Source organism: Streptomyces sp. NPDC036984, assembly GCF_055607665.1.
The window spans coordinates 74,063-98,502 of the sequence record NZ_JBVJRL010000002.1 but is presented as its reverse complement, the minus strand read 5'-3'; the positions used below and the strand labels follow the sequence as shown (position 1 = coordinate 98,502).

19 protein-coding genes and 1 pseudogene are annotated in these 24,440 nt (G+C 71.5%); 9 read left to right on the top strand and 11 right to left on the bottom strand.

What is annotated here, in order from left to right:
* Positions 1–2 precede the first annotated feature (2 nt).
* Complete coding sequence (gene phoR / locus ACZ7DL_RS04400; protein ID WP_470771352.1) at positions 3–1,253, bottom strand: two-component system sensor histidine kinase PhoR; 1,251 nt, start codon at positions 1,251–1,253, stop codon at positions 3–5.
* Positions 1,254–1,491: 238 nt separating this feature from the next.
* Between phoR and phoU the strand changes: the two genes are divergently transcribed.
* The 3 genes from phoU (at position 1,492) to ACZ7DL_RS04385 (ending at position 2,818) form a co-directional block, all read left to right on the top strand.
* Positions 1,492–2,181 (top strand): phosphate signaling complex protein PhoU, encoded by a 690-nt coding sequence (phoU, locus tag ACZ7DL_RS04395; protein WP_470771351.1) that lies wholly within the window; start codon positions 1,492–1,494, stop codon positions 2,179–2,181.
* A gap of 117 nt (positions 2,182–2,298) precedes the next feature.
* Positions 2,299–2,454, top strand: a complete 156-nt coding sequence (locus ACZ7DL_RS04390) for a hypothetical protein (protein ID WP_470771349.1) — start codon at positions 2,299–2,301, stop codon at positions 2,452–2,454.
* A gap of 115 nt (positions 2,455–2,569) precedes the next feature.
* Positions 2,570–2,818, top strand: a complete 249-nt coding sequence (locus ACZ7DL_RS04385; protein WP_470771347.1) for an SCO4226 family nickel-binding protein — start codon at positions 2,570–2,572, stop codon at positions 2,816–2,818.
* A gap of 198 nt (positions 2,819–3,016) precedes the next feature.
* On the opposite strand, the gene ACZ7DL_RS04380 is transcribed toward ACZ7DL_RS04385, so the two are convergent.
* The 4 genes from ACZ7DL_RS04380 to ACZ7DL_RS04365 all read right to left on the bottom strand — a co-directional run bounded on the left by ACZ7DL_RS04380 (position 3,017) and on the right by ACZ7DL_RS04365 (position 10,026).
* Positions 3,017–3,895 carry a GAF and ANTAR domain-containing protein gene (locus ACZ7DL_RS04380; RefSeq protein ID WP_470771345.1) on the bottom strand — a complete coding sequence of 293 codons (879 nt, stop codon included), beginning with the start codon at positions 3,893–3,895 and terminating at the stop codon, positions 3,017–3,019.
* Between the two features lie 188 nt (positions 3,896–4,083).
* Positions 4,084–6,360, bottom strand: a complete 2,277-nt coding sequence (locus ACZ7DL_RS04375) for a tetratricopeptide repeat protein (protein ID WP_470771344.1) — start codon at positions 6,358–6,360, stop codon at positions 4,084–4,086.
* A gap of 239 nt (positions 6,361–6,599) precedes the next feature.
* Complete coding sequence (gene fxsT / locus ACZ7DL_RS04370) at positions 6,600–9,623, bottom strand: FxSxx-COOH system tetratricopeptide repeat protein (RefSeq protein ID WP_470771342.1); 3,024 nt, start codon at positions 9,621–9,623, stop codon at positions 6,600–6,602.
* A gap of 19 nt (positions 9,624–9,642) precedes the next feature.
* A complete protein-coding gene (locus ACZ7DL_RS04365) occupies positions 9,643–10,026 on the bottom strand; it encodes a hypothetical protein (protein WP_470771341.1) in 384 nt (127 codons plus the stop codon).
* A gap of 239 nt (positions 10,027–10,265) precedes the next feature.
* Between ACZ7DL_RS04365 and ACZ7DL_RS04360 the strand changes: the two genes are divergently transcribed.
* On the top strand, positions 10,266–12,068 hold the full coding sequence (locus tag ACZ7DL_RS04360) for a serine/threonine-protein kinase (RefSeq protein WP_470771339.1): 1,803 nt from the start codon (positions 10,266–10,268) through the stop codon (positions 12,066–12,068).
* A gap of 283 nt (positions 12,069–12,351) precedes the next feature.
* Here the strand turns inward: ACZ7DL_RS04360 and ACZ7DL_RS04355 are convergent, their stop codons facing one another.
* The 4 genes from ACZ7DL_RS04355 to ACZ7DL_RS04340 form a co-directional block, all read right to left on the bottom strand.
* Positions 12,352–12,612 carry an Imm32 family immunity protein gene (locus ACZ7DL_RS04355; protein WP_470771338.1) on the bottom strand — a complete coding sequence of 87 codons (261 nt, stop codon included), beginning with the start codon at positions 12,610–12,612 and terminating at the stop codon, positions 12,352–12,354.
* Between the two features lie 373 nt (positions 12,613–12,985).
* Positions 12,986–13,579, bottom strand: a complete 594-nt coding sequence (locus tag ACZ7DL_RS04350; RefSeq protein WP_470771337.1) for a hypothetical protein — start codon at positions 13,577–13,579, stop codon at positions 12,986–12,988.
* Positions 13,580–14,302: 723 nt separating this feature from the next.
* Positions 14,303–14,950 carry a hypothetical protein gene (locus tag ACZ7DL_RS04345; RefSeq protein WP_470771336.1) on the bottom strand — a complete coding sequence of 216 codons (648 nt, stop codon included), beginning with the start codon at positions 14,948–14,950 and terminating at the stop codon, positions 14,303–14,305.
* Between the two features lie 126 nt (positions 14,951–15,076).
* Complete coding sequence (locus ACZ7DL_RS04340; RefSeq protein WP_470771335.1) at positions 15,077–15,838, bottom strand: phosphoglyceromutase; 762 nt, start codon at positions 15,836–15,838, stop codon at positions 15,077–15,079.
* A gap of 192 nt (positions 15,839–16,030) precedes the next feature.
* Between ACZ7DL_RS04340 and ACZ7DL_RS04335 the strand changes: the two genes are divergently transcribed.
* The 5 genes and pseudogenes from ACZ7DL_RS04335 to ACZ7DL_RS04315 all read left to right on the top strand — a co-directional run bounded on the left by ACZ7DL_RS04335 (position 16,031) and on the right by ACZ7DL_RS04315 (position 22,198).
* Positions 16,031–17,725, top strand: a complete 1,695-nt coding sequence (locus ACZ7DL_RS04335; RefSeq protein ID WP_470771334.1) for a stealth family protein — start codon at positions 16,031–16,033, stop codon at positions 17,723–17,725.
* 18 nt (positions 17,726–17,743) lie between these two features.
* Entirely contained in the window at positions 17,744–19,831 is a 2,088-nt protein-coding gene (locus ACZ7DL_RS04330; protein WP_470771964.1) for a stealth family protein, read from the top strand.
* A 90-nt stretch (positions 19,832–19,921) separates the two neighbouring features.
* The gene (locus tag ACZ7DL_RS04325) at positions 19,922–21,175 is read left to right on the top strand and encodes an MDR family MFS transporter (RefSeq protein WP_470771333.1); all 1,254 of its coding nucleotides are present in this window, start codon (positions 19,922–19,924) and stop codon (positions 21,173–21,175) included.
* 15 nt (positions 21,176–21,190) lie between these two features.
* Positions 21,191–21,597 (top strand): annotated as a pseudogene (locus tag ACZ7DL_RS04320) (histidine phosphatase family protein); the annotation flags it as partial.
* A gap of 127 nt (positions 21,598–21,724) precedes the next feature.
* Positions 21,725–22,198 carry a carboxymuconolactone decarboxylase family protein gene (locus ACZ7DL_RS04315; RefSeq protein WP_470771330.1) on the top strand — a complete coding sequence of 158 codons (474 nt, stop codon included), beginning with the start codon at positions 21,725–21,727 and terminating at the stop codon, positions 22,196–22,198.
* Between the two features lie 92 nt (positions 22,199–22,290).
* Here the strand turns inward: ACZ7DL_RS04315 and ACZ7DL_RS04310 are convergent, their stop codons facing one another.
* The gene (locus tag ACZ7DL_RS04310) at positions 22,291–22,791 is read right to left on the bottom strand and encodes a type III secretion system chaperone family protein (protein WP_470771329.1); all 501 of its coding nucleotides are present in this window, start codon (positions 22,789–22,791) and stop codon (positions 22,291–22,293) included.
* Entirely contained in the window at positions 22,784–24,121 is a 1,338-nt protein-coding gene (mshA, locus tag ACZ7DL_RS04305; protein WP_470771328.1) for a D-inositol-3-phosphate glycosyltransferase, read from the bottom strand. The genes ACZ7DL_RS04310 and mshA overlap by 8 nt, the downstream gene beginning before the upstream one ends.
* Positions 24,122–24,440 lie beyond the last annotated feature (319 nt).

Here is a 24,440-nt window from a genome sequence, read left to right as displayed (position 1 = left end):
GGTCACGGAAGGACCTCCGGGGCGGGAAGCGGTTCGTACGGGGATGAGTCGGAGTGCCCGGCCTCGTCGTCGAGGTCGGGGTGCTGTTGCGCGCGGTCGCGGGCCGCGCCCGCCTCCGGCAGCCTGAGGGTGAACGTGGAGCCCTGGCCTTCGGCGCTCCAGACCGTGACCTCCCCGCCGTGCGAGGCGACCACGTGCTTGACGATCGCGAGACCCAGACCGGTGCCTCCGGTCTGCCGGGAGCGCGCCGGATCGACACGGTAGAAGCGCTCGAAGATGCGCTCCTTGTCCTTGTCGGAGATGCCGATGCCCTGGTCCGTCACGGCCAGCTCGATCATGTCGCCGCCGGGCGCGGAGACCCGGCGGGCGGCGATGCCGACGCGGGTGCGGGCCGGGGAGTAGTTCACGGCGTTCTCGACCAGGTTGCCGAGGGCGGCGGCCAGCTGGCCCCGGTTGCCCCTCACGTGCAGGTCCGCCGTACCACCCGCGGCGATCGTGATCTGCTTGGTGCCCGCCTGGTGGCGGCACCGGTCGATGGCCTCGGCGACGAGCTCGTCCACCCGGACGGGTTCGGCGTCCTCCAGCGGGTCGTCGTTCTGCACCCGGGAGAGGTCGATCAGCTCCTGGACCAGGTTGGTCAGCCGGGTCGCCTCGATCTGCATCCGGCCGGCGAAGCGCTGCACGGCCTCCGGGTCGTCGGAGGCGTCCATGACAGCCTCGGAGAGCAGGGAGAGCGCGCCGACGGGCGTCTTCAGCTCGTGGCTCACATTGGCCACGAAGTCGCGTCGTACCGCCTCGATCCTGCGGGCCTCCGTCAGGTCCTCGACCAGCAGCAGGACCAGGCGGGAGCCGAGCGGGGCCACGCGTGCGGAGACGGCGAGAGCCTCGCCGCGTCCGGTGCCGCGCCGGGGCAGATCCAGCTCGACCTGGCGTATCTCCCCGTCCCGTCTGGTGTCACGGGCCATCTGGAGCATCGGCTCGACGGCGAGCTTGCCGCCGCGGACCAGCCCGAGGGCGTAGGCGGCGGAGCTGGCCTTGACCACGCCGTCGGCCTCGTCGAGGACGACGGCGGAGGAGCGCAGCACCGAGAGCACGGTGTCCACGCCGGGCGGGAGTACGGGATCAGTGTGCAAGGAAGTCCTGGTCGGTCGCTTCTGGTCGCGTTCGCTCCAGCGGAACGCCAGCATGGCGATGACACCGGTGAGCACCCCGGCGATCGCTGCCGCTGCGGCGACCGCCGCGTTCACGTCCATGCCTCCAGGTTAGGCATGGGGTACGACATACCCACAGCCGTCAAGGTGCGACCTCGAACACTCGTCGCCCAGAGTTCACCTTGGAGCCAGTACCGGTTCATTTGGGGTGGCGGAAACAGACGCGTACAGGGCACACGTTGAGAGCGTGGGGTTCGTACCGCCGGTTTCGCCAGGGGCGCACGCCTGCCGTGACGGCCCCGGAACCCCCCGAACGACGACGCACGAGAGGGAACCGAAGATGCGGGACGCGTACCACGAGGAACTGGACTCGATCGGCGACGGACTGGTGGAGATGGCCCGGCTGGTCGGGTCGGCGATCGGGCGCGCCACGACCGCCATGCTCGACGCCGATCTCAAGCTGGCCGAGAACGTGATCGAGGCCGACCAGAAGGTCGACGAACTCCAGCACGACCTGGAGGCCCGGGCGATAGCCCTGCTCGCCCGGCAGCAGCCGGTGGCGACCGACCTGCGGATAGTCGTCACCTCCCTGCGCATGTCCGCCGACCTGGAGCGCTCCGGCGACCTCGCCCAGCACGTGGCGAAGCTGGCCCGGCTGCGCTTCCCCCAGCGCGCGGTCCCCAACGACCTGCACGCCACCATCCTGGAGATGGGCCAGCTCGCGCAGCGCCTGATGGCCAAGGCCGCCGAGGTGATCATCACCAAGGACGTCGACCTGGCCCTCCAGCTGGAGCAGGACGACGACGAGATGGACCTGCTCCACCGCACCCTCTTCCAGCACCTGATCGACGAGCGCTGGAAGCACGGCATCGAGACGGCCGTCGACGTCACCCTGCTCGGCCGCTACTACGAGCGGTACGCCGACCACGCCGTGGCCGTCGCCAAGCGCGTCGTCTACCTGGTCACCGGCGAGCACGCCGACGAGCTCCAGTCGGACATCCAGCCGGTGACGGGCGTCGAGGGCGCGTAACGCGTCCGGGGCGCCCGGGGCTTGCCGGCCCGGCGCCTCCGTGCGCCGTTGATGCGCCCGGCGAAGCGGGCATGGAATGGGCGAGGGCACCCCTGCCCCAGCGTCTAGGAGGGACCCATGGCCGAATCCCCCAGCACCACGCCGGACCCCACGCAGGAGCGCGAGACCGACCAGCCCGCCGAGATCAGGAGCCTCCCGTTGTTCGGCGCGTGCGGCTGCGGCTCGGGCTGCGGCTGCGGGTGCCAGTCGGGCAACCCCTGCCAGTGCGGCTGAACGACAGCCCGGGGCCGGAGTGAACAAGGTTCACGCCGGCCCTTCGCCGTACCGGATGCCCATCCCGCCGACCGGGCGCAGCATGGACGTGACAGGTGGGAAAGGAGGTGTGGCCATGGCCAAGTTCATGGACATACACCGCGGAATGCAGGGCATCACGGCCGATCAGCTGATGGAGGCGCACCGGGCCGACCTCGCCATCGAGGCGGACGAGGCCGTGCACTTCGAGCGCGCCTGGGCGGACCCGGAGTCCGGCATCGTCTACTGCCTCTCCGAGGCCCCTTCTGCCGACGCCGTCCAGCGCATCCACGAGCGCGCCGGACACCGCGCCGACGAGGTGCATCCGGTACCGCTGCAGGTCTGACCGGAGGGGACGCCGGCAGCGCCGCAGGACGAGGGGCGCCGTCCGGGTCCACGGTCGGTACCGGGTCGGCCGGGCCCAGCCATGGTCGGTGCCGAGTCGGCCCAGCCACAGTCGGTGCCGAGTCGCCCGTCCCAGCCACGGTCGGTGCCGAGTCGGCCGGCCCGGAGAGCGCCTCGGCGCGTCGCCGTGCACACCCCGTCACCGGTCACCGCCCCTGCCCTCGTCACCGGCGTCCCGTCCGTCCTCACCGGCGAGACCTTCGAGGCCGCCGCCGTACGACTCCGACCGGAAGCTCAGCTTGCGGGCCAGGACCTCCCGGGCCGCCTGACTGACCGTGCGCCCGTCGGCGTAGGCGCGGGCCCGCAGCCGGTCCAGGGCCTGTTCGGGGTCGACGTCCAGCTGCACCATCACCATGCCGACCGCCTGGTAGACCTCGGTGTGGTCGGCCTCGGACGCCGCCACCCAGGACGCCAGTTCGTTCTCCGTGTCCGCACCGGAGTCCGCGGCGCCCCGGCCGACGCCGGTGACGGCGGCCTGGAGGTTCATCAGCGAGTACGTGACCGCGTCCCGCACCCACAGCGCGGTCCGCAGATCCGGCTCGGCGAGCCCGCCCGCCTGGTCGCTGTACAGGTCGAGCGTGCCGATCGCGGCACCGCCGACGCCGAGCGGCAGCGAGAACACCGCGCGGACGCCGAGGCCCACCGCCTCGTGCGCGAAGATCGGCCAGCGGCGGACGTCGGGACCCCGGGTCAGATCGGCCGCGATGACGGGGGCGCCCTGGTCGAGGGCGGTCTGGCAGGGGCCGTCGCCGACGGTGTACTGGAGCTCGGCCAGCCGGGCGGCGACCCGGTCGCTGGCACACCACGTGACGCGCACGCCCTTGCCACCGGAGATCGACACCGAGGAACCGGTGACCGGCAGCAGCCGTACGCACGCCGCGCACAGCGCGCCGGGCACCGCCTGCGCGTCGTCGGCGCCGCGCGCGGCAGCAGCCAGCGTCTCTCTCACGCGCAGCCGGACCTCGACGTCGGGCGGCACACCACCGCCGGCCGGCGATCCGGACTCCTCGGGCGGCATTTCATCACCCCCGCCACGGGACACGGCTCAGTCGACATGATCCACCAGCATTCCGTCCGGCCCCCGCTCCAGCCGGACCTCATGGATCCGATCCGGCTACCGAGTTCCCAGGCTGGGGGAAGTAACGGTGCGTTTTCCCGGGGATCGGCGCCGGGACCGGGGCGCCGGTTGGGGACGGGACTTTCCGTTCACGGTCCCGTCGCCTGCCGGCGGGCGTGGGCGAGGCTGTGGCGGGTGACCAGGGTGTCGGGGTGCGTGCTGCCCAGGGTCTCCAGCTGCTGGGTGAGCGTGGCCTCGTACAGCGCGATCGCCTGCTCCAGGTCCCCCGCGTCCTGGTAGGCGGAGGCGAGGTTGTGCCGGGTGATCAGGGTGTGCGGGTGCGTGCCGCCCAGGGCCCGCACCTGCTGGCCGAGGGTCGTCCGGTACAGCGAGATCGCCCGGCCCACATCGCCCGCGTCCTGGTGGGTGTAGGCGAGGTTGTGCCGGGTGATCAGCGTGTCGGGATGGGTGTCGCCCAGTACCCGCACCTGCTGCGCGAGGGTGGCCTCGAACAGCGAGACCGCCCGCTCCAGCTGCCCCGCCTCCTGGTAGGTGAGGGCGAGTTGGTTGCAGGTGACCAGGGTGGACGGATGGGTGTCGCCCACCACCTGCACGCGCTGGCCGAGGGTGGCCTCGAACAGCGAGATCGCCCGCTCCAGGTCCCCCGCCTCCCGGCAGGCGTAGGCGAGGTTGTGGCGCGTGACCAGCGTGTCGGGATGGGTGTCGCCCAGTACCCGCACCTGCTGGGCGACGGTGGTCTCGTACAGCGGGATGGCCCGCCGGAGATCCCCGGCCACCCGGTAGGAGCGGGCGAGTTCGTTCCGGGTGCTCAGCGTGTGCGGGTGGTCGTCGCCGAACACCCGCACGCTTTGGTCGAGGGTGGCCTCGAACAGCGAGATCGCCCCGTCCAGATCTCCCGCCTCCCGGCAGGCGACGGCGAGGTTGTGCCGGGTGATCAGGGTGTCGGGATGGACGTCGCCGAGGTCCCGCACCAGCTGGGCGAGGACGGCCCTGCGGAGGCCGGTGGTCTGCGCATCGCGTCCCTGGCGGGCGAGATGCCGTGCGGCGGCGTCGTACGTCTCGGTCATGCCGGACGAGGTGACGTGGCCGGAGGGCGTGGACTCCATGAGCGCCAGGACATGGGGCAGCAGCCATTCCCACAGCCCCGAGGGCGCGGCCTGCGCCTTCTCTTCCTGGCCGAGCGCGTGCTGGACGGCCTGCTCCGCCTCCCGCCGGCCCCTTGGCGCGCCGTCCTGGCTGGTGCCGCGGCGGGTGCGCAGGACGCTCTGGACCAGGCGGTGGACGCCGATGCCCTGCGGGCCGGTGAAGGCGACCATGTTGTAGGCGTGCAGCACCCCCAGCGCCCTGTTCAACGTGATGTGGTCCGGGGCGAGGGGGGCGAGCAGGGCCCTGGGGATGTCGTCGGGGGCCAGCCACGCCATCGCGTACAGCAGCTGCGCCGCGAGCGGGTCCCGGTCCTCGACGGCCGTGAGGGTGTGGTCCCAGATGCGGGCGATCGTGCGTTCCGGATCGGTGCCGGTCGCTGTCGCGTCCAGCATCAGCCCCAGGGACCGCCGGTACGTGCCGAGGTCGGTCCCCGTCTCGTAGGCATACGCCCCTGCCTGTTCGAGCGCCAGCGGCAGGAAGCCCAGCTCCCGCGCGAGCGCTTCCGCCTGCCCGTACTCCTCGGCGGTCGGTTCCCGGCCGTTGAACGCCAGCCGGCACAACAGGTTCGCCGCCGCCCGGGGCTCCAGCAGGCCCAGCGGCATCGCCGGGCCGATCTTGTGCCAGCCGGTGGCCCGGCGACTGGTGGCCAGGACGTGCCCGCCGGTCAGTGCGCCGAGGTACGGGTGCAGGTGGGCGGGGTCCTCGACGTTGTCGAAGATCAGCAGCCAGCCCGAGTGCCACCCCAGCCACGTGACCGCCCACGCGGCCTGCTCGTCCACTCCGGCCGTGCCCGCCCACTGCGGGCACAGCCGCAACGCGAGGGCGGCCAGCCCGGACACGATCGCTTCCGGTGTGTCCGCGGTGACCCACCACACCAGGCCGTACTCCGCGCGGAACCGGTGCGCGTAGTGCATGGCCAGCGTGGACTTGCCCACCCCGCCCAGTCCGTGCACCGCGCCGGCCTGGGTGACCACCACTCCACCACCGGCGTCCCGACGGGACACTGCGGTGCTCAGCAGGGCATGCACCTGGTCCAGGTCCTGGTCCCGGCCGACGAACACCCCGGACGCCGATCCCGGCAGACTCCCGGCCCAGGGCGGCGCGTCGACCTCCTGCGCCCAGCGCACCGCCTCGGCCGGCAGGGTCACCACCCGGGCGGCGTCCCCGGTGACGGCCACCCCGACATTGCCGCCGATCGCCATCGTCCGGGAACCCTCGGCCTGCGGGCCGCCGCCCGCGGTTCGGGCCTGCTCGGTCATGGGTGGATCGTCGGGTCGTCCCCGGTGCCGGCGACGCGGATGCTTCTCGCGGCGACGGCTCTCGCACGGGAGGCGCTCCCGCGCACCGCCGCCCCGCACGCGCCGACCGCCGCCGTCGGGCACGGGCCCGCTTCCCGGGCCAACCGCACGATCTCAGCGCTCATGTGATCCCCCCGACCTACGCTGCTGGGTCGCACCCAGCGTAGAAAACCACCCCGCCGACGCGCAGCCGGTCCGGCTCAGCCGCTTTCGGCCGATGGGGCCGGGTCGTGTGTTTCAGTGGTCGCCGTGGTTGCCGTACTCGGTTGCTGTACGGCTTCCACGGCGGTGCGGGCGTAAGCAACCACGCTGCGGGAGGCGAGGGTGTCGGGGTGGTCCGGGCCGAGCACGCGCTCGCGGGCGGCCAGCACCCGCTCATGCAGGTCGAGGGCCTCCTGGGAGCGTCCGGCAATGCCATAGGAAACCGCCAGGTTGTTACGGGCCGTGAGCGTGTCGGGATGGTCCGGGCCGAGCAGCCGCTCATAGTTGGCCAGCACCCGTTCCTCCAGTTCGAGAGCATCTTCGATGCGCCCGGCGTCGCCGTAGGAGATGGCCAGGTTGCCGCGGGCGCTGAGAGTGTCGGGATGGTCAGGGCCGAACAGCCGCTCAGAGTCGGCCAGCACCCGCTCCTCCAGTTCGAGAGCATCCTCGATGCGCCCGGCGTGACTGTAGGAGAGGGCCAGGTTGCCGCGGGCGCTGAGAGTGTCGGGATGGTCAGGGCCGAACAGCCGCTCATAGTCGGCCAGCACCCGCTCACGAAGTTCGAGGGCCTCCCGGGGACGTCCGTCATCACCGTAGGAAATGGCCAGGTTGCTACGGGCCTTCAGGGTGTCGGGGTGGTCCGGGCCCAGCAGCCGTTCCCGGTCGGCCAGCACCCGCTCCTGGAGTTCGAGGGCATCCTCGATGCGCCCGGCGACTCGGTAGGAGACGGCGAGGTTGTTACGGGCGGTCAGGGTGTCGGGATGCTCCGGGCCGAACAGCCGCTCATAGTCGGCCAGCACCCGCTCACGAAGTTCGAGGGCCTCCTGGGGACGTCCAGCGGCTCGGTAGGAGACGGCGAGGTTGTTACGCGTGGTGAGGGTGTCGGGGTGGTCCGGGCCCAGCAGCCGTTCCCGGTCGGCCAGCACCCGCTCCTCCAGCTCGAGAGCATCCTGGATGCGCCCGGCGTCGCTGTAGGAGACGGCGAGATTGTTACGGGCGGTCAGGGTGTCGGGATGCTCCGGGCCCAGCAGCCGTTCCCGGTCGGCCAGCACCCGCTCCTCCAGCTCGAGAGCATCCTGGATGCGCCCGGCGTCGCCGTAGGAGACGGCCAGAACGCTGCGGGCGGTCAGGGTGTCGGGATGCTCCGGGCCCAGCAGACGCTCGCGGTCGGCCAGCACCCACTCGTGCAGTCCGAGGGCCTCATGGGTACGCCCGGCGTCGCTGTAGGAGATGGCCAGGTTGTGGCGGGCGCTGAGGGTGTCGGGATGCTCCGGGCCCAGCAGACGCTCGCGGTCGGCCAGCACCCGCTCCTGGAGTTCGAGAGCCTCCTGGGAGCGTCCGGCGGCTCGGTAGGAGACGGCCACGTTGTTGCGGGCGCTGAGGGTGTCGGGGTGGTCCGGGCCCAGCAGACGCTCGCAGTCGGCCAGCACCCGTTCATGCAGTTCTCGGGCCTCCGAGGTGCGTCCGGCGGCTCGGTAGGAGTTGGCCAGGTCGTTGCGGACACTGAGGGTGTGGGGGTGGTCCGGGCCCTTGCTGTCGGTGCTGTGCTGGACAAGCCTCTGGTTGTATTCGACGGCCTGTTCGTACAGGCCCACCGCTGTCAGACTGCTGCTGACCCGGTACAGGCACTCATGCGTGGTGGGCTGCCACAGCAGGGGGTAGGTGTGCTGCTCCAGCGCCATGGTGTTCGAGCGCAGGGCCGCCGACAGGTCGCGGTCCTCGTGGTCGAGGTCGGGCCACAGGCTGAGGACCGCATCGCCGGCGGTGCGGGCGATCGCGGGCAGCGCTTGGGGTGGGATCGTCTCGCGTATGGCCCGTGCGGTCAGGGCGTGCATGCGCATCGGTGCGTGCATGCTGTCCTGCGCGATGAGCGCGTAGGTGCGCAGGCAGTCGAGCGCGGAGTGGATGTCCTGCTCGGTGATGGTCCGCTGCCGTCGGCGCAGCCAGCGGCGGCGGGGTTGGCGTGAGGTGCGCAGGTGCTCTCGCACCGGTGGGGTCGTCCACAGGTCCGCGGGGTGGCCGAGCGGGTCCATCAGCGCGATGAACTGCAGCAGGAGCCGGGCCAGTTGAGTGGCGTCGGCGGCCTGGACGGCATCGAGGGAGAGCAACAGCGCGGTGGTGACGGGCCGGCCGTAGCCCTCGGTGTCCGCCTCGGGCGGGAGCAGGTCGGCGAGTCTACTGCCGGTGGCGCGGAAGCGGCTGAGGTACGTACCGGTGTCGCACCGCTTGTTGATCACGTAGGCGGCGGCATGGCCGAGCGCGAGCGGCAACAGGCCCAGCGCTTGGCACAGTTCGCCTGCCGCACCGTCCTCGAACAGCTGGGCACAGCCGGCGTCGGACAGGCGGCGGTGCAGGTAGGCCGTGGCCTCGGCGGGGGTGTAGAGGTCGAGATGGACCAGGCGGCGGCCCTGACCGCTCAGCAGGGCGTCCCTGCGTCTGGTGGTGGCCAGGACCCGGCCGTTACGGGGATGACCGTCCGGCCACCACGGATCGACGGTCACCGGGTCGGTGATGTCGTCGAGCACCACCAGCCAGCGCCGATCGGTGACCGAAAGCCAGGCCAGGAAGGCACGCGCGGCGCTGGTGTCGTCTCCGCTGCCGCCGACCGGGAGACGCAACTGCTCGGCGGCCCTGGCGTAACCGGTGATGATCTGGTCGGGGTCCGTGGCGCTGATCCACACGAGCAGGTCCAGCCCGCCGCCCGGCCCGCGGTCCCGGTCGCGCAGTTCCCGCGCCAGTGCGGCGACGAGCTGGCTCTTGCCGACTCCGCCGTCCCCCGACAGGACCTGGGACAGCACCGGCCCGCCCGCCCCCTGCTCGTCGCGGGCGTGCTGAAGGGCCGCCTGGGCAGCCGCACGCGGTTGGAACGCGGCCGCGAGTTTGGGGACGTTGCCCACCCACACCGGCCAGGACACCTCCGGCTCCCGTGCGGGTGGCGCCTGAATGTGCACGTCGGCCGCTATCTGCGTGACGTCTCTGCCCGCACGGGCGCTCTGCTGGGTCTGCCGCCGTCCCGATGTCACCGGATCCCCCCTGGCGCCGTCAGGAGCGGTCGCCGGCGACCTGGTCGACGTCTCCCCCGCCGCGCGCCTTCTGCCGGATGCTCTCCCGCAGCGTGCGCCGCCCCGGCCACGCGGGCATGCCGTGACTGCCGGCGGTCTGCCGCACATTGCGCTTCGCACGCGCCGCCTGCCGCACCCGGCGCGTCGGCTGCCCGCCGCTGCCGGACGCACCGGCCTGCGAGGCCCACCACCCCAGAGCGGCCAGCACACCGGCCGCGACCACTCCCGCGACCGGGCCGATGACGTCCCAGGGATCATCCCCGCCCTTGGACAGCACCGCCCATGGCACCGCGACGACGACGAACGCCACCACCGAGGCCACCACCGCCACGACCCACCGCACCGCCGCCATGCCGCCCCCCATGTCCACATCCACGACACGCTCAGAACAGCAGGGTTGCACGCGCCGGGCAACCAGAACACGCCTGCGAGCGGGCCGACACCACCACTCCCCGCCCACCGCACCCACCACGAAGGCCCCACCAGCGGCTGCACCGCAGGCAGGGGCCTTGCGCGGGACGGCTTGCTTCTTCGCCCCGGGTCGGGCTTGTGCTCCGCGTTAAGCTTCTGGCGCTGCTGAGTGACGGGCGTTTCGGGGGATCGATGAACGGTGCAGGCAGATCTGCTCAAGGGGTCTTTCAACCACTGGGGGTTGACGATCCGCTGAGTGTTGGCGGGTATCGGCTGACTGCCCGGCTCGGTGCGGGCGGCATGGGCAAGGTGTATCTCTCGCATACCCCGGGCGGACGACCCGTGGCGCTCAAGGTGATCCGGCCCGAGCTCGCCGAGGACCCGGAGTTCCGGCGGCGGTTCGCGCAGGAAGTACGGGCGGCCGAGCGGGTGCAGGGCCTGTACACGGCACCGGTGATCGACAGTGACACGGAGGGGCCGCAGCCCTGGCTGGCGACCGCCTACGTGTCCGGGCCCACGCTGGCCTCCGCCGTCGCCGAGCACGGGCCGCTGCCCGCCCCCACCGTGTTGCTGCTCACCGCCGGTGTCGCCGAGGCACTGCAAGTGGTGCATGGTGCCGGCATCGTGCACCGCGACCTGAAGCCGTCCAACGTGCTGCTCGCCGCCGACGGCCCCCGCGTCATCGACTTCGGCATCGCCCGCGCCGCCGACACCACCGCGCTGACCGGCAGCGGCGTCACCATCGGTACCCCTGCCTTCATGTCGCCGGAGCAGGCGGCGGGCCGCACTGTGGGGCCGCAGTCCGATGTGTTCGCCCTCGGGCAGGTCGCCGCCTTCGCCGCGCTGGGCAGGTCCGCCCACGGGGACGGGCCGTCCCACGCGGTCCTCTACCGGATCGTCCACGAGGATCCGGAACTCGCCGGACTGCCCGCCGAACTGGACGAACTCGTCCGCCGCTGTCTGGCGAAGGATCCGGGCGCGCGTCCTTCGCTCAGTGAAGTCCTCGCCCTGTGCAGTGCGGCGTCCGACGCCACTCAGCTGCGCCGTCCCGAGGACTGGCTGCCCGGCGCCCTCACCACGGCCATCGCCCAGCAGTACGCCGCTCCGTCGCCGGGACCGGCGGCACCCGAGCAGTCTTCGGTGCTCGGGCCTGCGGCACCGCAGCAGCCTCCGGCGACCGCGCCCGGCGGGATGCACCACCCTCCGACGGCCGTGTCAGCCGGAGCACCGGCCCCGCAGGCGTCGATGCCCCAGCACCCTCCGCAAGCCCCGGCGCAGGCGGCCCCGGCGTATGCGCCGACGCAGACGGCAGCGGCGTACGGGCCGACGCAGACGGGCGGGTCCGCTTGGCCTGCTCAGCCTGTCGCGCCGGGCGTACCCGGCCCCCCGCCTGGGCGGCGCCGGAAGATCGGCATCGTCCTCGGCTGTGCTGCCGGAGCCGTCGTGGTCCTCGTTGCCGCTCTCGTCGGTCATCTCGGGCGGGACGGTGGATCCGGTACCGGCGACGACGCGAAGCGGACCGGCCCCGTCGCCACCGCCTCCCGCGGGGCGAACGCTCCCGCACACCCCTCGGGCGAGTCGTCCACGGGCAGCGCCCCTGAGCCGGAAATCCACAAGAACGTCAACCTGCCCGAGGGTTACTACCTGAAATTCAGCGACCAGCCACTGGTGCCACACGATTCGAACTACGACGACCTGTACTTCACGTGTGACGGCAACGCAGACTGCGACTTCGGCCACTACAACACCAAGCTCGTCCTGCTCGACCAGGGCGCACAGGGCTCCCTGGACACCTGCAAGCAGGACACCCGCTATCTCCCCCAGGAGATCTCCGTGAGTCGGCTTTCCAAGGGCAGGCAGCTCTGCGCGACCACCCAGGACGGCCTCATCGCCCTCGTGACGTTCGAGGGCCAGTCACCCAGCACCAGTGCCAGCCAGTACGTCACCCTGAACATCACCATCTGGCGGGATGCCGTGCCGGTGCAGAACAGCTAGGGCCCCAGCCACGGCGGTGACCTGTGCTGCAGCCTGATCAAGGAGTGCCGTGGCAGGGCTGGGCCAGGGGGGGCGCCACGCTGAGCGATCTCCCTCAACGGTGAAGAGCAAGACGCGAGTGCGAGCGACTGTCGGAGACACCGGCTTGGGAAGCCAAGGGCATCTGGGGACTTGCTCCGGACCTGACTTGGGCAAAGGCACGCAGACGCCTGGTGGGCGGTTCAGTGGGTTCCCCGCTGTTCCCCGTGCCTCCCCGCCCGATCCGACACGCGTCTGGCACGAGTCATTCGTCCTCGCACCTCTCCAAGACCAGGCTTACGGAGCCCGCTTCGAGTCCATTGCTCTCCTCCAGATGGAGATGAGCGCCATCAGGTGTGCCGTCCTGGGCCAGTGTGAGGAGGTGGCCGGCCAGGGTCTTAAGCCCGGCCGCGTTGGCCTGAATGACGATCTCTCCACCTAGGTTGCGGACCTCGATACGCGCGTCCTCCTCCCACGTGAAGGTACTGGTGGTGCCGTCGGTCACCGCGCTTACGTGAGTGGTCATCGACGGAGTATCGCTAGGTTCAGGGGCCATACCAAATCATCGCGTACTCAAGGACCATCAGGCGTTGAGGGCGCCCGCTTTCCAAGTGTGGTGGTGGGCTGCGGAGCGGTGTGCAGGGGCGTTCACCTGCGTTCATGGGCGGTTCGCCGGTGAGACGGGCCTGGCGCGTGGCCCGCTCTGAACGGCCGTGAACGGGGCTGAATCGATGTCAACTCGACGATGCCAGGGTCCACCCAGGGCACGACTGACATACGCACTGCAGAAAACAGTCGGCCGGTGACCATCGTGTGGTGGTCACCGGCCAGTGCGAGTCATCCGGCGGGGCTTCGGCGCAGGTATTGCCCTGCACGGGATCCGGAGAGTCGGTTCGTTCTCAGACCGCTGTGATCTTGCCGAGCGGCTTGTTGGCGGTCCAGCAGGGGGAGTCGAACCTGAGGACGCCGGTGCCGCCGGCACCGCCGTCGCAGTAGGCCGCCGGGTCCGTGGAGTTTTGGAATACGGCGTCCGGGTCGACGTCGATGCCCTGGTACGGCGCGCCGGGGAAAGTCTGCGCTCCGACGTTCAGGCTGTCGTAGGGGCAGCCGGTCGGGGTGCTGTAGCAGGGTGCATCGGTGCCGATGGGGTTCGCTCCGGCGTTCGTCGTGTTGAACGCCACCGTCCAGATGACCCTCTCGGGCAGGGTGGTGCCGGCGGGGAAGTCGAACTTCAGCCGGAAGGCGAAGCCGTTGTAGCAGGTGCTGTTGGCGGTGTTGAACCACCTGCCGCCGGTGCAGTTGGTGTTGTCGGCCGACGGGCGGAACGGGATGCTGCTGTTCTCGGTCCTGGAGGCCAGCAGGGCACCCGGCGCCGGGGTGGTTCCGGAGTCGTCCACCGCGTAGATGTTCATCGTGATGGGGTGGGTGAACGTGGCACCCGGCGTGGTCGTGCAGGTGGTCATGCTGCCGCTCTCGCAGGCCCAGCTCGACATCACGACTTCCATGGAAGCCAGCTCGCGCTCGGTGCCGCCGAACTGAACTTCATCACCGAACTCGCTCGTGCGCTGCGCCTGAAAACCCTGGGACGACACATTCCCTGGCAGCACATCTGGAATCGAATTGTAGATCGGCACGGCGGTCGGCGTCGGAGGCGGAGTTGTCGGAGGCGGAGTTGTCGGAGGCGGAGTTGTCGGAGGCGGAGTTGTCGGAGGCGGGGTTGTCGGAGGCGGAGTCGGCCTGGGCGTCGGCCCGGGCGTGTGTGTCGAGTTCTGGTGGCAGTGGTTTTTCTGGTCGCCCTGGACCGTGTTGGCGGCACCTACCTGCCCGGGAACACAATACTGCGGAGAAAGAATGGGGCCTACGAGCCCCCCGCTCGCCGAGGTCTGATGGCAGTCGTTCTCCTGGGTGCCCTGCACCGTGTTCGCGGCACCGACCTGGCCGACGGCGCAGTACTGAGGGGAAAGGACGCCTCCCAGGAGCCCCGCGATGGGGTCCGGGTCCTGGGCCGCGGCGGCCCCGGCCCCGGCGAACACGACCACTGCCGAGGCGAGCAGGGCAGCGGTACGACTTTTCCTTTTCGCCATTCCAGCACGCCTGCATCTATCAAAAACCCCGCGCACTTGCCCTCCTGAGGAAAATCATCCGAACTGGCCGGAACGGATGCTACTTCCGGCCCGAATAAACCCATCCAATCAACTCGCCGCTCGTCGACAGCTTCATACGGCAGACGAGTGAATTCCTACCAAGGTGACCGCAAAAACGAGGCCCTTTTCGGAAGTCGAGAGTCGAGATTTCCTGATTGTCGCGGGTGCCTGGTGAGGCGATGCGCCGAAGTCGACCTCAGGGCTGGCTCGGAACTCGCAGCCGCTCCAGATGCCTGCGGCAGCTGAGACCCTCACTGCCGACCCGTTGAGCAGCAGGCCGGCCCGTTCAAGCCCAGCCAGGTGGGCTGATAGCCGCTGAGCCGTCCGAGGCGCTGTTGGGAAGTGGGCGCGGCGGGAAGTGGGCAGCCGGACAGGCAGTTCGATGTTCCGGGCCTGCTTCAGAGCCTCGTCGTACTGGCACATCTCGACGGCGGCGGACATCTGGTGGAGGGCGACGTTGGCGGGACCGAAGCTGAACCAGTGCACCTCGGAGGAGTCGCCGATGCACTGTGCGATCCGGCGGGCCTCGCTGATGTGCTGTTCGACCGCCGGTTGTTCCTCGGCGCGTGCGGCGATGACGGAGCCGCCGAGGTGCAGCTGTCCGGTGACGGCGAGCGCCTCACGGGAGTGATCGTCCTGCGGGATGACGTCGTGCCCGGCGGCGACGAGGCGTTGGCCGATCCGGTACTCGCCCTCGCGGAAGTAGACCAGGGCCCGCATGTACCGACGTACGGCCGCCAGGCAGGGGTCGGAAGCACGTTGCGCCGCCCAGTCCACGGCCCCCAGGACGCAAAAGAGCCCCCTGCCTGCGTAAAACACGCAGGTGGGGGGCTCAAAGGGTAAGCGTTACTTCTTCTTGCCCTGGTTCTTGACCGCCTCGATCGCCGCCGCTGCCGCCTCGGGGTCGAGGTACTTGCCGCCCGGCGTCACCGGCTTGAAGTCGGCGTCGAGCTCGTAGTACAGCGGGATGCCCGTCGGGATGTTCAGGCCCGCGATGTCCGCGTCGGAGATGCCGTCCAGGTGCTTGACCAGGGCGCGCAGGCTGTTGCCGTGGGCGGCGACCAGGACCGTGCGGCCGGCCAGCAGGTCGGGGACGATGCCGTCGTACCAGTACGGGAGCATGCGGACGACGACGTCCTTGAGGCACTCGGTGTTCGGGCGCAGCTCCGGCGGGATCGTCGCGTAGCGCGCGTCGTGCGCCTGGGAGAACTCGGAGTCGTCCGACAGCGGCGGGGGCGGGGTGTCGTACGAGCGGCGCCAGAGCATGAACTGCTCCTCGCCGTACTCGGCGAGCGTCGCCGCCTTGTCCTTGCCCTGCAGGGCGCCGTAGTGGCGCTCGTTCAGGCGCCACGAACGGTGGACGGGGATCCAGTGGCGGTCCGCGGCCTCCAGGGCCAGCTGGGCCGTGCGGATCGCGCGCTTCTGGAGGGACGTGTGGACCACGTCGGGGAGAAGATCGGCGTCCTTCAGAAGCTCGCCACCGCGGACTGCCTCCTTCTCGCCCTTCTCGTTCAGGTTCACGTCCACCCAGCCGGTGAACAGGTTCTTCGCGTTCCACTCGCTCTCGCCGTGGCGGAGGAGGATCAGCTTGTACGGTGCGTCGGCCATGGCCTTGAGCCTACCTAAGGGCCCTGGGGGCCGCGCCGCGCGCGGGGGCCGTAGCACGCCGGGCCGTGCGACGGCTGTGGCGCCGCCCTGCCCTTGGCCAAGTGCGGGTTAACTCTTCTACAACCTTTCGCCACATTCATCTGTCTGGTTATCGCCAGGAAGCTTGGGGCGTCAGGAAGAGGAGCACAGAACGTGACCGTGCGTTCCTTTGCGCGGCGGATACGACCGCGGGTCGAGCGGAAGGCCGCCGAGCGGGTGTGGCAGCTGCGTACCATGCGGCGGCGCCGCAGGGCGGCGGTCACGGATCCGGTGCTGCGCCCGGTGACGGTGCGCGGCCAGCAGTTCTACGGCCGGGTGGTGGACCGGTTCAGCGCCGCCGAGGCGGCTGCCGCCAACCTGGACCTCGTGGTCGGCGCGCTGGAGCAGGAGGGCATCGCCTACTTCCTGGTCTCCTCCCGGACGCGCTACACGCTCGGTGTGAACGCCGTCGACCGGGAGCGGTTCCTCACCGCGCTGGAGGCGCGGCACGCGGGCACGGCGGTGTTCATCGGCCGGCCGCTGCCCGGCGGCCAGCTCAAGCACCCCGCGCTGTTCCTGGACGGCGTGCTGCCGGCCGCTCTGCGTACGGCCCCCGTGCTGCGCGTCGGCGAGAACCACCTCGGCCCCGCCGGCCAGCTGCTCGCCGGCCCGGAGCTGGCCTGTGACGTCGAGTTCTGGGAGGACGGGGCGGAGCTGCTCGCCTCCGCCGACGGACCACGGCGGCTGGCCAAGGTGCAGCCGCAGGCGTCCGCCGACATCTTCGCCGAGTCGCTCGTCACGCCCCGCAACAACGGGATCACGGACGTGCTGCCGGCGAGCGAGCAGAAGCCGGTCACCGTGCGGGTCGGCGAGCGGGAGCTGCCGAGCTTCGCCCCGCTCACCCTGCCGACGGTGAACCAGGTGACCTTCCCGGTCGACGTCGTCTACACCTGGGTGGACGGCGAGGAGCCGGCGATGCGGGCCAAGCGGGCCCGCCACCAGGAGAACGGCATCGCCGAGATCCTGGACAAGGAGACCAACGCCTCCCGCTACACCAGCCACGACGAGCTGAAGTACTCGCTGCGCTCGCTCGCGATGTACGCCGACTTCGTCCGGCACATCTACATCGTGACCGACGGCCAGAAGCCGCACTGGCTCGACGACACCGCCCCCGGGATCACCGTCGTCGACCACCGCGATATCTTCCCGGCGGACGCGCTGCCCGTCTTCAACTCGCACGCGATCGAGACCCGGCTGCACCACATCCCGGGCCTGTCCGAGCACTACCTCTACTTCAACGACGACGTCTTCGTCGGCCGCCGGGTCACCCCGGAGCACTTCTTCTTCGGCAGCGGCCTGATGAAGATCCCGGTGTCCCCGCTCAAGATCGGCATCGGCAAGCCGCACGCCGAGGAGACGGCGACCAACTCCGCCAGCAAGAACGTGCGCCGGCTGCTGCTGGAGAGGTTCGGGCGGATGACGACGAACAACTTCATGCACACCCCGCTGCCGCAGCAGCGCGGCACGCTGGAGACGCTGGAGGCGCTGTTCCCGGAGGACATCCGGCGCACCACCGCGTCCCGGTTCCGCTCGCCGCAGGACATCGCCATGACGGCACCGCTGCTGTACCAGTACGCGCTGATGACCGGCCGCGGTGTGCCCGGCAAGTTCAGCTTCCGGTACGTGAACATCAGCCGGCCGGACGCCGAGCGCCGCCTGGCCGACCTGCGCCGCAACCGCCGCTTCGACTTCTTCTGCCTCAACGACGTCGACGTGCCGCCGGAGGAGCGGGAGCAGGTCAGCGTGCGGATGCACGGGTTCCTGGAGCACTACTTCCCCTTCCCGAGCCCCTTCGAGAAGCAGAGCTGACGGGCCGCGGCCATGGCCATCGACCTCCGCCACCGCATCGCGGCGCCGCCGCGGGGGCTGCGGGCCGCCCGGGAGCTCCTGGTACGCCTGCGGCTGTGGCTCGCGGCCCGGTTCTGGGCGCTGCGCGCGGCCCCGGCCCGCCGGCGGCTGCGCGCCGCCGTACCGGGGCTGCGCCGGGTCGCCTGCGGACCGGTGCGGCTGTACGGGCGGACGGTCGCCGGTTACACCGCCGCGGACGCCGCCGCCGCCGACCTGGAGCAGGTGTGCGCGCTGCTGGAGGCGGCCGGGGTGCCGTACTTCCTGGTCCCGGCCGAGCCGGGGCCCGGGGTGCCGCGGCCGGTGGTCGGGGTGGCGGAGTCGTACCGGGCCGCGGTCCTCGCCCGGGCCCGGCAGCACTTCGCCCACAGCGCCGGGTACGTCGGCGCGGTGAGCCCGGACGGTGCCGTGACCAGCGCGGTGCTGTGGGCCGACGGGAAGCTGCCGCGGGCGCTGCGCGGGGCGCCGGTGCTGCGGGCGGGCTTGGTGCGGCTGGGGCCCGGCGGGCAGGTGCTCGGCGGGCTGGAGACGGGCTGCGACATCGAGTTCTGGCGGTACGGCCGCGACCTGGGCACCGACCCCGCACACCTCACCGTGCCCGGCACCCGGCTCCAGGACGACTTCCCCCCGGCCCTGGTCGCCCCACGCCGCAACGCCGTCTCCGAGGTCCTGCCGGCGACGGCCTGGCAGCCGGCCTCGCCGACGGGGCCGCAGCGGGGGGTGGCGGCGGCACCCCGGTCTGCCACGGTGATCGGATATCAGCCGGCCCCGGTGACCGGACACGCGCCAGGGGTACCGGCCGGGCAGCCGTCGGCCGCGGTGGCCGGGCAGCAAACGGCCGCGGTGACCGGACAGCCCGCCTCCATCGCCGGGCACCAGGCAGCCACGGCGGCCTCGCAGCAGCCGCCCGCCATCGCCGGGCAGCAGTCGGCCGTGGTCGCCGAGCGGCGGCGGGCCCTGCCGACCTTCGCGGCCTTCGCCGAGCCCGGCATCGACCAGGTCTGCTTCCCGGTCGACGCCGTGTACACGTGGGTGGACGGGGACGATCCGGTGCTGGCCGCCAAGCGCCGGGCCCATCAGGCGGTCTCCGACAACGTCATCGCCGCGCGCGAGACCGGTGCCTCCCGCTACACCAGCCATGACGAGCTGAAGTACGCGCTGCGGTCGCTGGAGATGTACGCCGGTTTCGTCCGGCACGTCTATCTCGTGACCGACTCCCAGACGCCGGTCTGGCTGGACCCGGAGGCGCCGGGCCTGACCGTGGTCGACCACCGGGACATCCTCCCGGCGGACGCGCTGCCGGTGTTCAACTCGCACGCGATCGAGAGCCGGCTGCACCACATCCCGGGCCTGTCCGAGCACTACCTGTACTTCAACGACGACGTCTTCATCAACCGCCCGGTGCGGGCCGAGCACTTCTTCCACGGCAACGGCATCGCCCGTATCCCGCTGTCCCCGCTCAAGCTCGGGGTCGGCGCCCCGCACCCGCTGGAGCCGGCGCCGAACTCCGCCGGGAAGAACGCCCGCGAGGTGATCCGGCGCTTCCACGGCCGGTACGTCACGCACAAGTCGCTGCACACCCCGCACCCCCAACTGCTGTCCGTCATGCGGGAGATGGAGAGCCTCGGCATCGAGGAGCTGGAGCGGACGGCGTACTCCCGCTTCCGGTCCACCGCCGACGTCGCTCCGGCGTCCACGCTCCATCACCACTGGGCGATCGCGACGGGCCGGGCCGTGCCGGCGGACTATCGCTTCCGGTACGTACAGCTGGGCACCCCGGACATGCGGCGGCGGCTGGCCCGGCTCGCGGCCGGCGAGGACGTGGACTTCTTCTGCCTCAACGACGTGGACACCGACCCGGCGGACCGGGCGGCGGCACAGGCGGCCATCCGCGACTTCCTGGAGCGGAGGTTCCCGTTCCCGAGCCGCTTCGAACGGGCGGCCCGGACCGCCCCGTACCCGGCCGCGGCGCACGAGGTGCCCCGGTGCCGCCCGGCCCCGCGCCGCGCGGGCCGGCCCCGGCGGCAGGCGCGGGGGGCGGGCCGGGAGGAGGCCCAGCGGCTCGATTGACAGGTCCCGTTAATCGAGTGGCATCGGCACGTGCCGCGTCGGTAAGTTCTGATCTCGATCAGGGCCACTTACACCTGCGGGGGATCCTCGATGTCACCAGCCACCGTGAGACGTGCTGTCCGGGAGTCCGTCTCCGGGCTCCCCCGCGAGTTCTGGTGGCTGTGGACAAGCACCCTCGTGAACCGGCTGGGCGCGTTCGTGGCCACGTTCATGGCCCTCTACCTCACGCTCGACCGCGGCTACTCCGCCACCTACGCCGGTCTCGTCGCCTCCCTGCACGGGCTCGGCGGGGTCGTCTCCGCGCTGGGCGGCGGGGTGATGGCCGACCGGCTCGGCCGGCGGCCCACCCTGCTGATCGCCCAGACCGCCACCGCCGCCTCCGTGGCCCTGCTCGGCTTCATGACCGACCCGGCCGCCATCGCCGCCGTCGCCTTCCTCGTCGGCATGGCCTCCAACGCCTCCCGGCCGGCCGTGCAGGCGATGATGGCGGACCTCGTCCGCCCCGAGGACCGGGTGCGGGCCTTCTCCCTCAACTACTGGGCCATCAACCTCGGCTTCGCCGTCTCCTCCATGGGCGCCGGTTTCATCGCGGAGTTCAGCTATCGCGCCGGATTCCTGATCGAGGCCGGGATGACGCTGGCCTGCGCGGTCGTCGTCTTCGCCAAGCTGCCGGAGTCGCGGCCCACGGTCACGGCCAGGCAGGCGGAGGCGGGCGTCAGCCTCGGCACGGTGCTGCGGGACGGGCGGTACATGGCGGTCGTCGGGCTGTCCTTCCTGGTGGCCCTGGTCTTCCAGCAGGGCTCGGTCGGACTGCCGGTGGCGATGGGGCGGGCCGGGTTCTCGCCCGCCGACTACGGCCTGGCCATCGCCGTCAACGGCATCCTGATCGTCGCACTCCAGATCCCCGTGACCCGGTTCATCGAGCACCGCGACCCGCGCAGCCTGCTGATCGCTTCCTCGGTCCTCGCCGGGTACGGCTTCGGGCTCACCGCCTTCGCCGGGTCGGTCGGCGCCTTCACGCTGACGGTGTGCGTGTGGACCCTCGCCGAGATCGTCAACGCCCCGACCCAGACCAGCCTGGTCGTCCGCCTCTCCCCCGTGCACGGGCGCGGTCGCTACCAGGGCATGTACACCCTGTCCTGGTCCCTCGCCGCCCTGATCGCCCCCCTGATGTCGGGCGCGGTCATCGACCGCCTCGGCGCGGGGTGGCTGTGGGCGATGTGCGCGGTGGTGGGGACGGTGGCGGGGGCCGGGTACGGGCTGCTCATGCGGCGCCTGCCGCCCGAGCGGCCGGACCCCGCCCCGGCCCGGAGCGAGGCGGGCACCGAGGTCCGTACCGCCTAGGGCACGCCTCCTCGCCGGGCGGTGGGAACCGGCACCAAGGACGTCCCGCTGCGGGTCTCCGACATCGCCGGTGACTACGTGCCCTACCTGCCGGCGAGGGACGAGCTCCCGGCGGAGTCGGCGGACTTCTTCCTCCGCTTTCTCGCCGGTGCCACCGACGACGAGCGGGAGCGGGGGCCGGTGCTGGCCCGCGGGACCGGCACGAGCTGGTCGTCACGCACAACTTCCTGGTCGCCTGGCTCGTCCGGGACGCCATGCACGCGCCGAAGTGGCGCTGGCTCGGCCTGAACCACGGCAACGCGGCGCTCACGGTGATCCGGTACGCCCCGGGTCGGCCGGCCTCCGTCCTCCTCTCCAACGACATGCGGCATCTGCCCGCCGAACTGCGCTGGACCGGCTTCCTCCCCGAGCTGCACATCTGACCGCGCCCCGCCAGGCGGGGTGACCCCGGCCAGGCGATGTGATACAGGTCACATCCGATGCTGTCACATCCCGCCGCTCCCTCCCGTCAATGACGTGAAAGCAGCAGCGACCACACAGGAGCGGATCATGGAAGCTCGACTCGACCTCTTCGCCAGCCCCCTCGCCGGGAAGGTCCTGAAGCACGTCAACGCGGCGGGCAAGGTGCTCGCGGACTCCACGTTGCCGGCCGCCACCCAGGAGCTGGTGAAGATCCGCGCCAGCCAGATCAACGGCTGCGGTTTCTGCACCGACATGCACACCAAGGACGCCACCGCGGCCGGCGAGACCGCCACCCGGCTGCACCTGATCGCGGCCTGGCGCGAGGCCACCGTGTTCACCGAGGCCGAGCGGGCCGCCCTGGAGCTGACGGAAGAGGGCACCCGGATCGCCGACGCGGCCGGCGGCGTCAGCGACGAGGTCTGGGCGAACGCGGCCAAGCACTACGACGAGGAGCAGCTCGCCGCCCTGGTGGGGCTCATCGCCGTCATCAACGTCTACAACCGCGTGAACGTCATGGTCCGGCAGCCCGCCGGCGACTACCGGCCCGGCATGTTCGGCTGACGGCGGGCAGCGGCCGGTTTCCCCCGGGGGAGCCGTCGCGGCAAGGCGTGCTGCGCCGCGTGGAGGTGCGCGTCACCGCAAGGGAACGGGCGTCAGTCCGTCGGGCGCTCGATCAGGTGCATGAACGCCGCCAGGTTCCGTGTGGACTCGCCGCGCGCCACCCGCCAGGCGTACTCCTTGCGGATCGAGGAGGCGAAGCCCAGCTCCAGGAGCGTGTTGAAGGCACCGTCGGCCGCTTCCAGGACCTGGCCGAGCAGGCGGTCGATGTCGTCCGGGGTGACGGAGGCGAGGGGCAGGCGGGCGGTGACGTAGATGTCGCCGAGCCGGTCGACGGCGTAACTCACGCCGTAGAGCTTGAGGTTGCGCTCCAGGAGCCAGCGGTGGACGCCCGTCTCGTTCTCGTCGGGGTGGCGGATGACGAAGGCGTTGAGAGAGAGGGAGTGACGGCCGACGAGGAAGGAGACCGTCGTGGACAGCTTCCGCGTACCGGGCAGCTTGACCACGTAGGTGCCGGGTTCGGGGCTCTCCCACTCCAGTTCGGCGTCCTCGAAGACGCCCTCCAGGACCTGCCCGACCTTCTCCACATCACCCATGGTGGGAGCGTACGCGACGGCGGTGGGACTGGGTCGCGGCCGTGTAGACGTCGGCGGTGGCGGCGGCCGCCGTGTCCCAGCCGAAGGACTGCGCGTGCCGGGCGGCCGCCTCGCCCATGGACGCCGAGAGGGCCGGCTCGTCGGCGAACCGGCCGAGCACGCGCGCGTAGTCGGCCGGGTTGTGCCCCGTGACCAGGAAACCGGTCTCGCCGTCGCGCACGGCCACCGGCAGCCCGCCGACCGAGGCCGCGAGCACCGGGGTCCCGGCCGCCTGCGCCTCTATGGCGACCAGGCCGAAGGACTCGCTGTAGGACGGCATGACGAGGACGGAGGCGGCCCGGAACCAGTCCGCCAGCTGCTCCTGGCCGACCGGCGGGCGGAACCGTACGACGTCCGCGACACCCAGCCGGGCCGCGAGCTTCTGCAGTCCCTCCGGCTTGGCGAGCCCGCTGCCGCTGGGCCCGCCGACGACCGGGACGACGATGCGGGAGCGCAGCTCGGGGCGCTCGTCCAGCAGGACGGCCACGGACCGCAGCAGGATGTCGGGGGCCTTCAGGGGCTGGATGCGGCCCGCGAAGAGCGGGATCAGGGCGTCCTGCGGGAGGCCGAGGCGGGCGCGGGCGGCGGCGCGGCCGTCGGCGGTGCGGAACCGCTCCAGGTTCACACCGGGGTGGACGACGGCGACCTTCGCCGGGTCGGCCGCGTAGTGCCGGACCAGCTCGCCGGCCTCCTCGGTGGTGTTGGCGATCAGGCGGTCGGCGGCGGCCACGATCTGGGTCTCGCCGATGACCCGGGCGGCGGGTTCGGGGGTGTCGCCGTCGGCCAGGTTGGCGTTCTTGACCTTGGCCATGGTGTGCATGGCGTGCACCAGGGGGACGCCCCAGCGCTGGGCGGCGAGCCAGCCGACATGGCCGGAGAGCCAGTAGTGGGAGTGGACGAGGTCGTAGTAACCGGGGCGGTGGCCGGCCCACGCCTGCATCACGCCGTGCGTGAAGGCGCACAGCTGGGCCGGCAGCTCCTCCTTGGCGAGGCCCTCGTACGGGCCCGCGTCGACGTGCCGGACGAGGACGCCGGGGGCGAGCTCGACGGAGGGCGGCAGGCCGCCGGCCGTGGCCCGGGTGAAGATCTCGACCTCGATGCCCAGCGCGGCGAGCCGCTGGGCCAGCTCCACGATGTAGACGTTCATGCCTCCGGCGTCGCCGGTGCCGGGCTGGTGGAGCGGGGAGGTGTGCACGGAGAGCATGGCGACCCGGCGGGGTCTGCGGTACAGCCGGAGGCGCGCGGCGGCCGACGGGGAGCGGCGCCCGAGCCTGCTGATGTACTGGCTCACGTGGCGGTCCTCCTTATGCGGGCATGCCTCTGGAGGGCCCGTTCGCCCTCCAAGGGGGTCCAACAGTGAGCGGGTGTCCCGCCATTTCCCACTCGGGTGGCTTTGCCGAATCATTACCCGGAATCGATCACAGTTCGAACCTGGACCGCGTCGGCGGGAGCGTGCCCCGAAGGCACGCGGGCACTGCACGACCAGCCCCGATCGCACCCGCGGCAGGCAGACGACCTGGGGGCCCGGCGGCGCACGCTTACCCTCGTACCCATGACAGCCCGCGCCGCATCCCTCCTCCGCTCTCGGCTTCGCTCGAGCGGGGGGACCC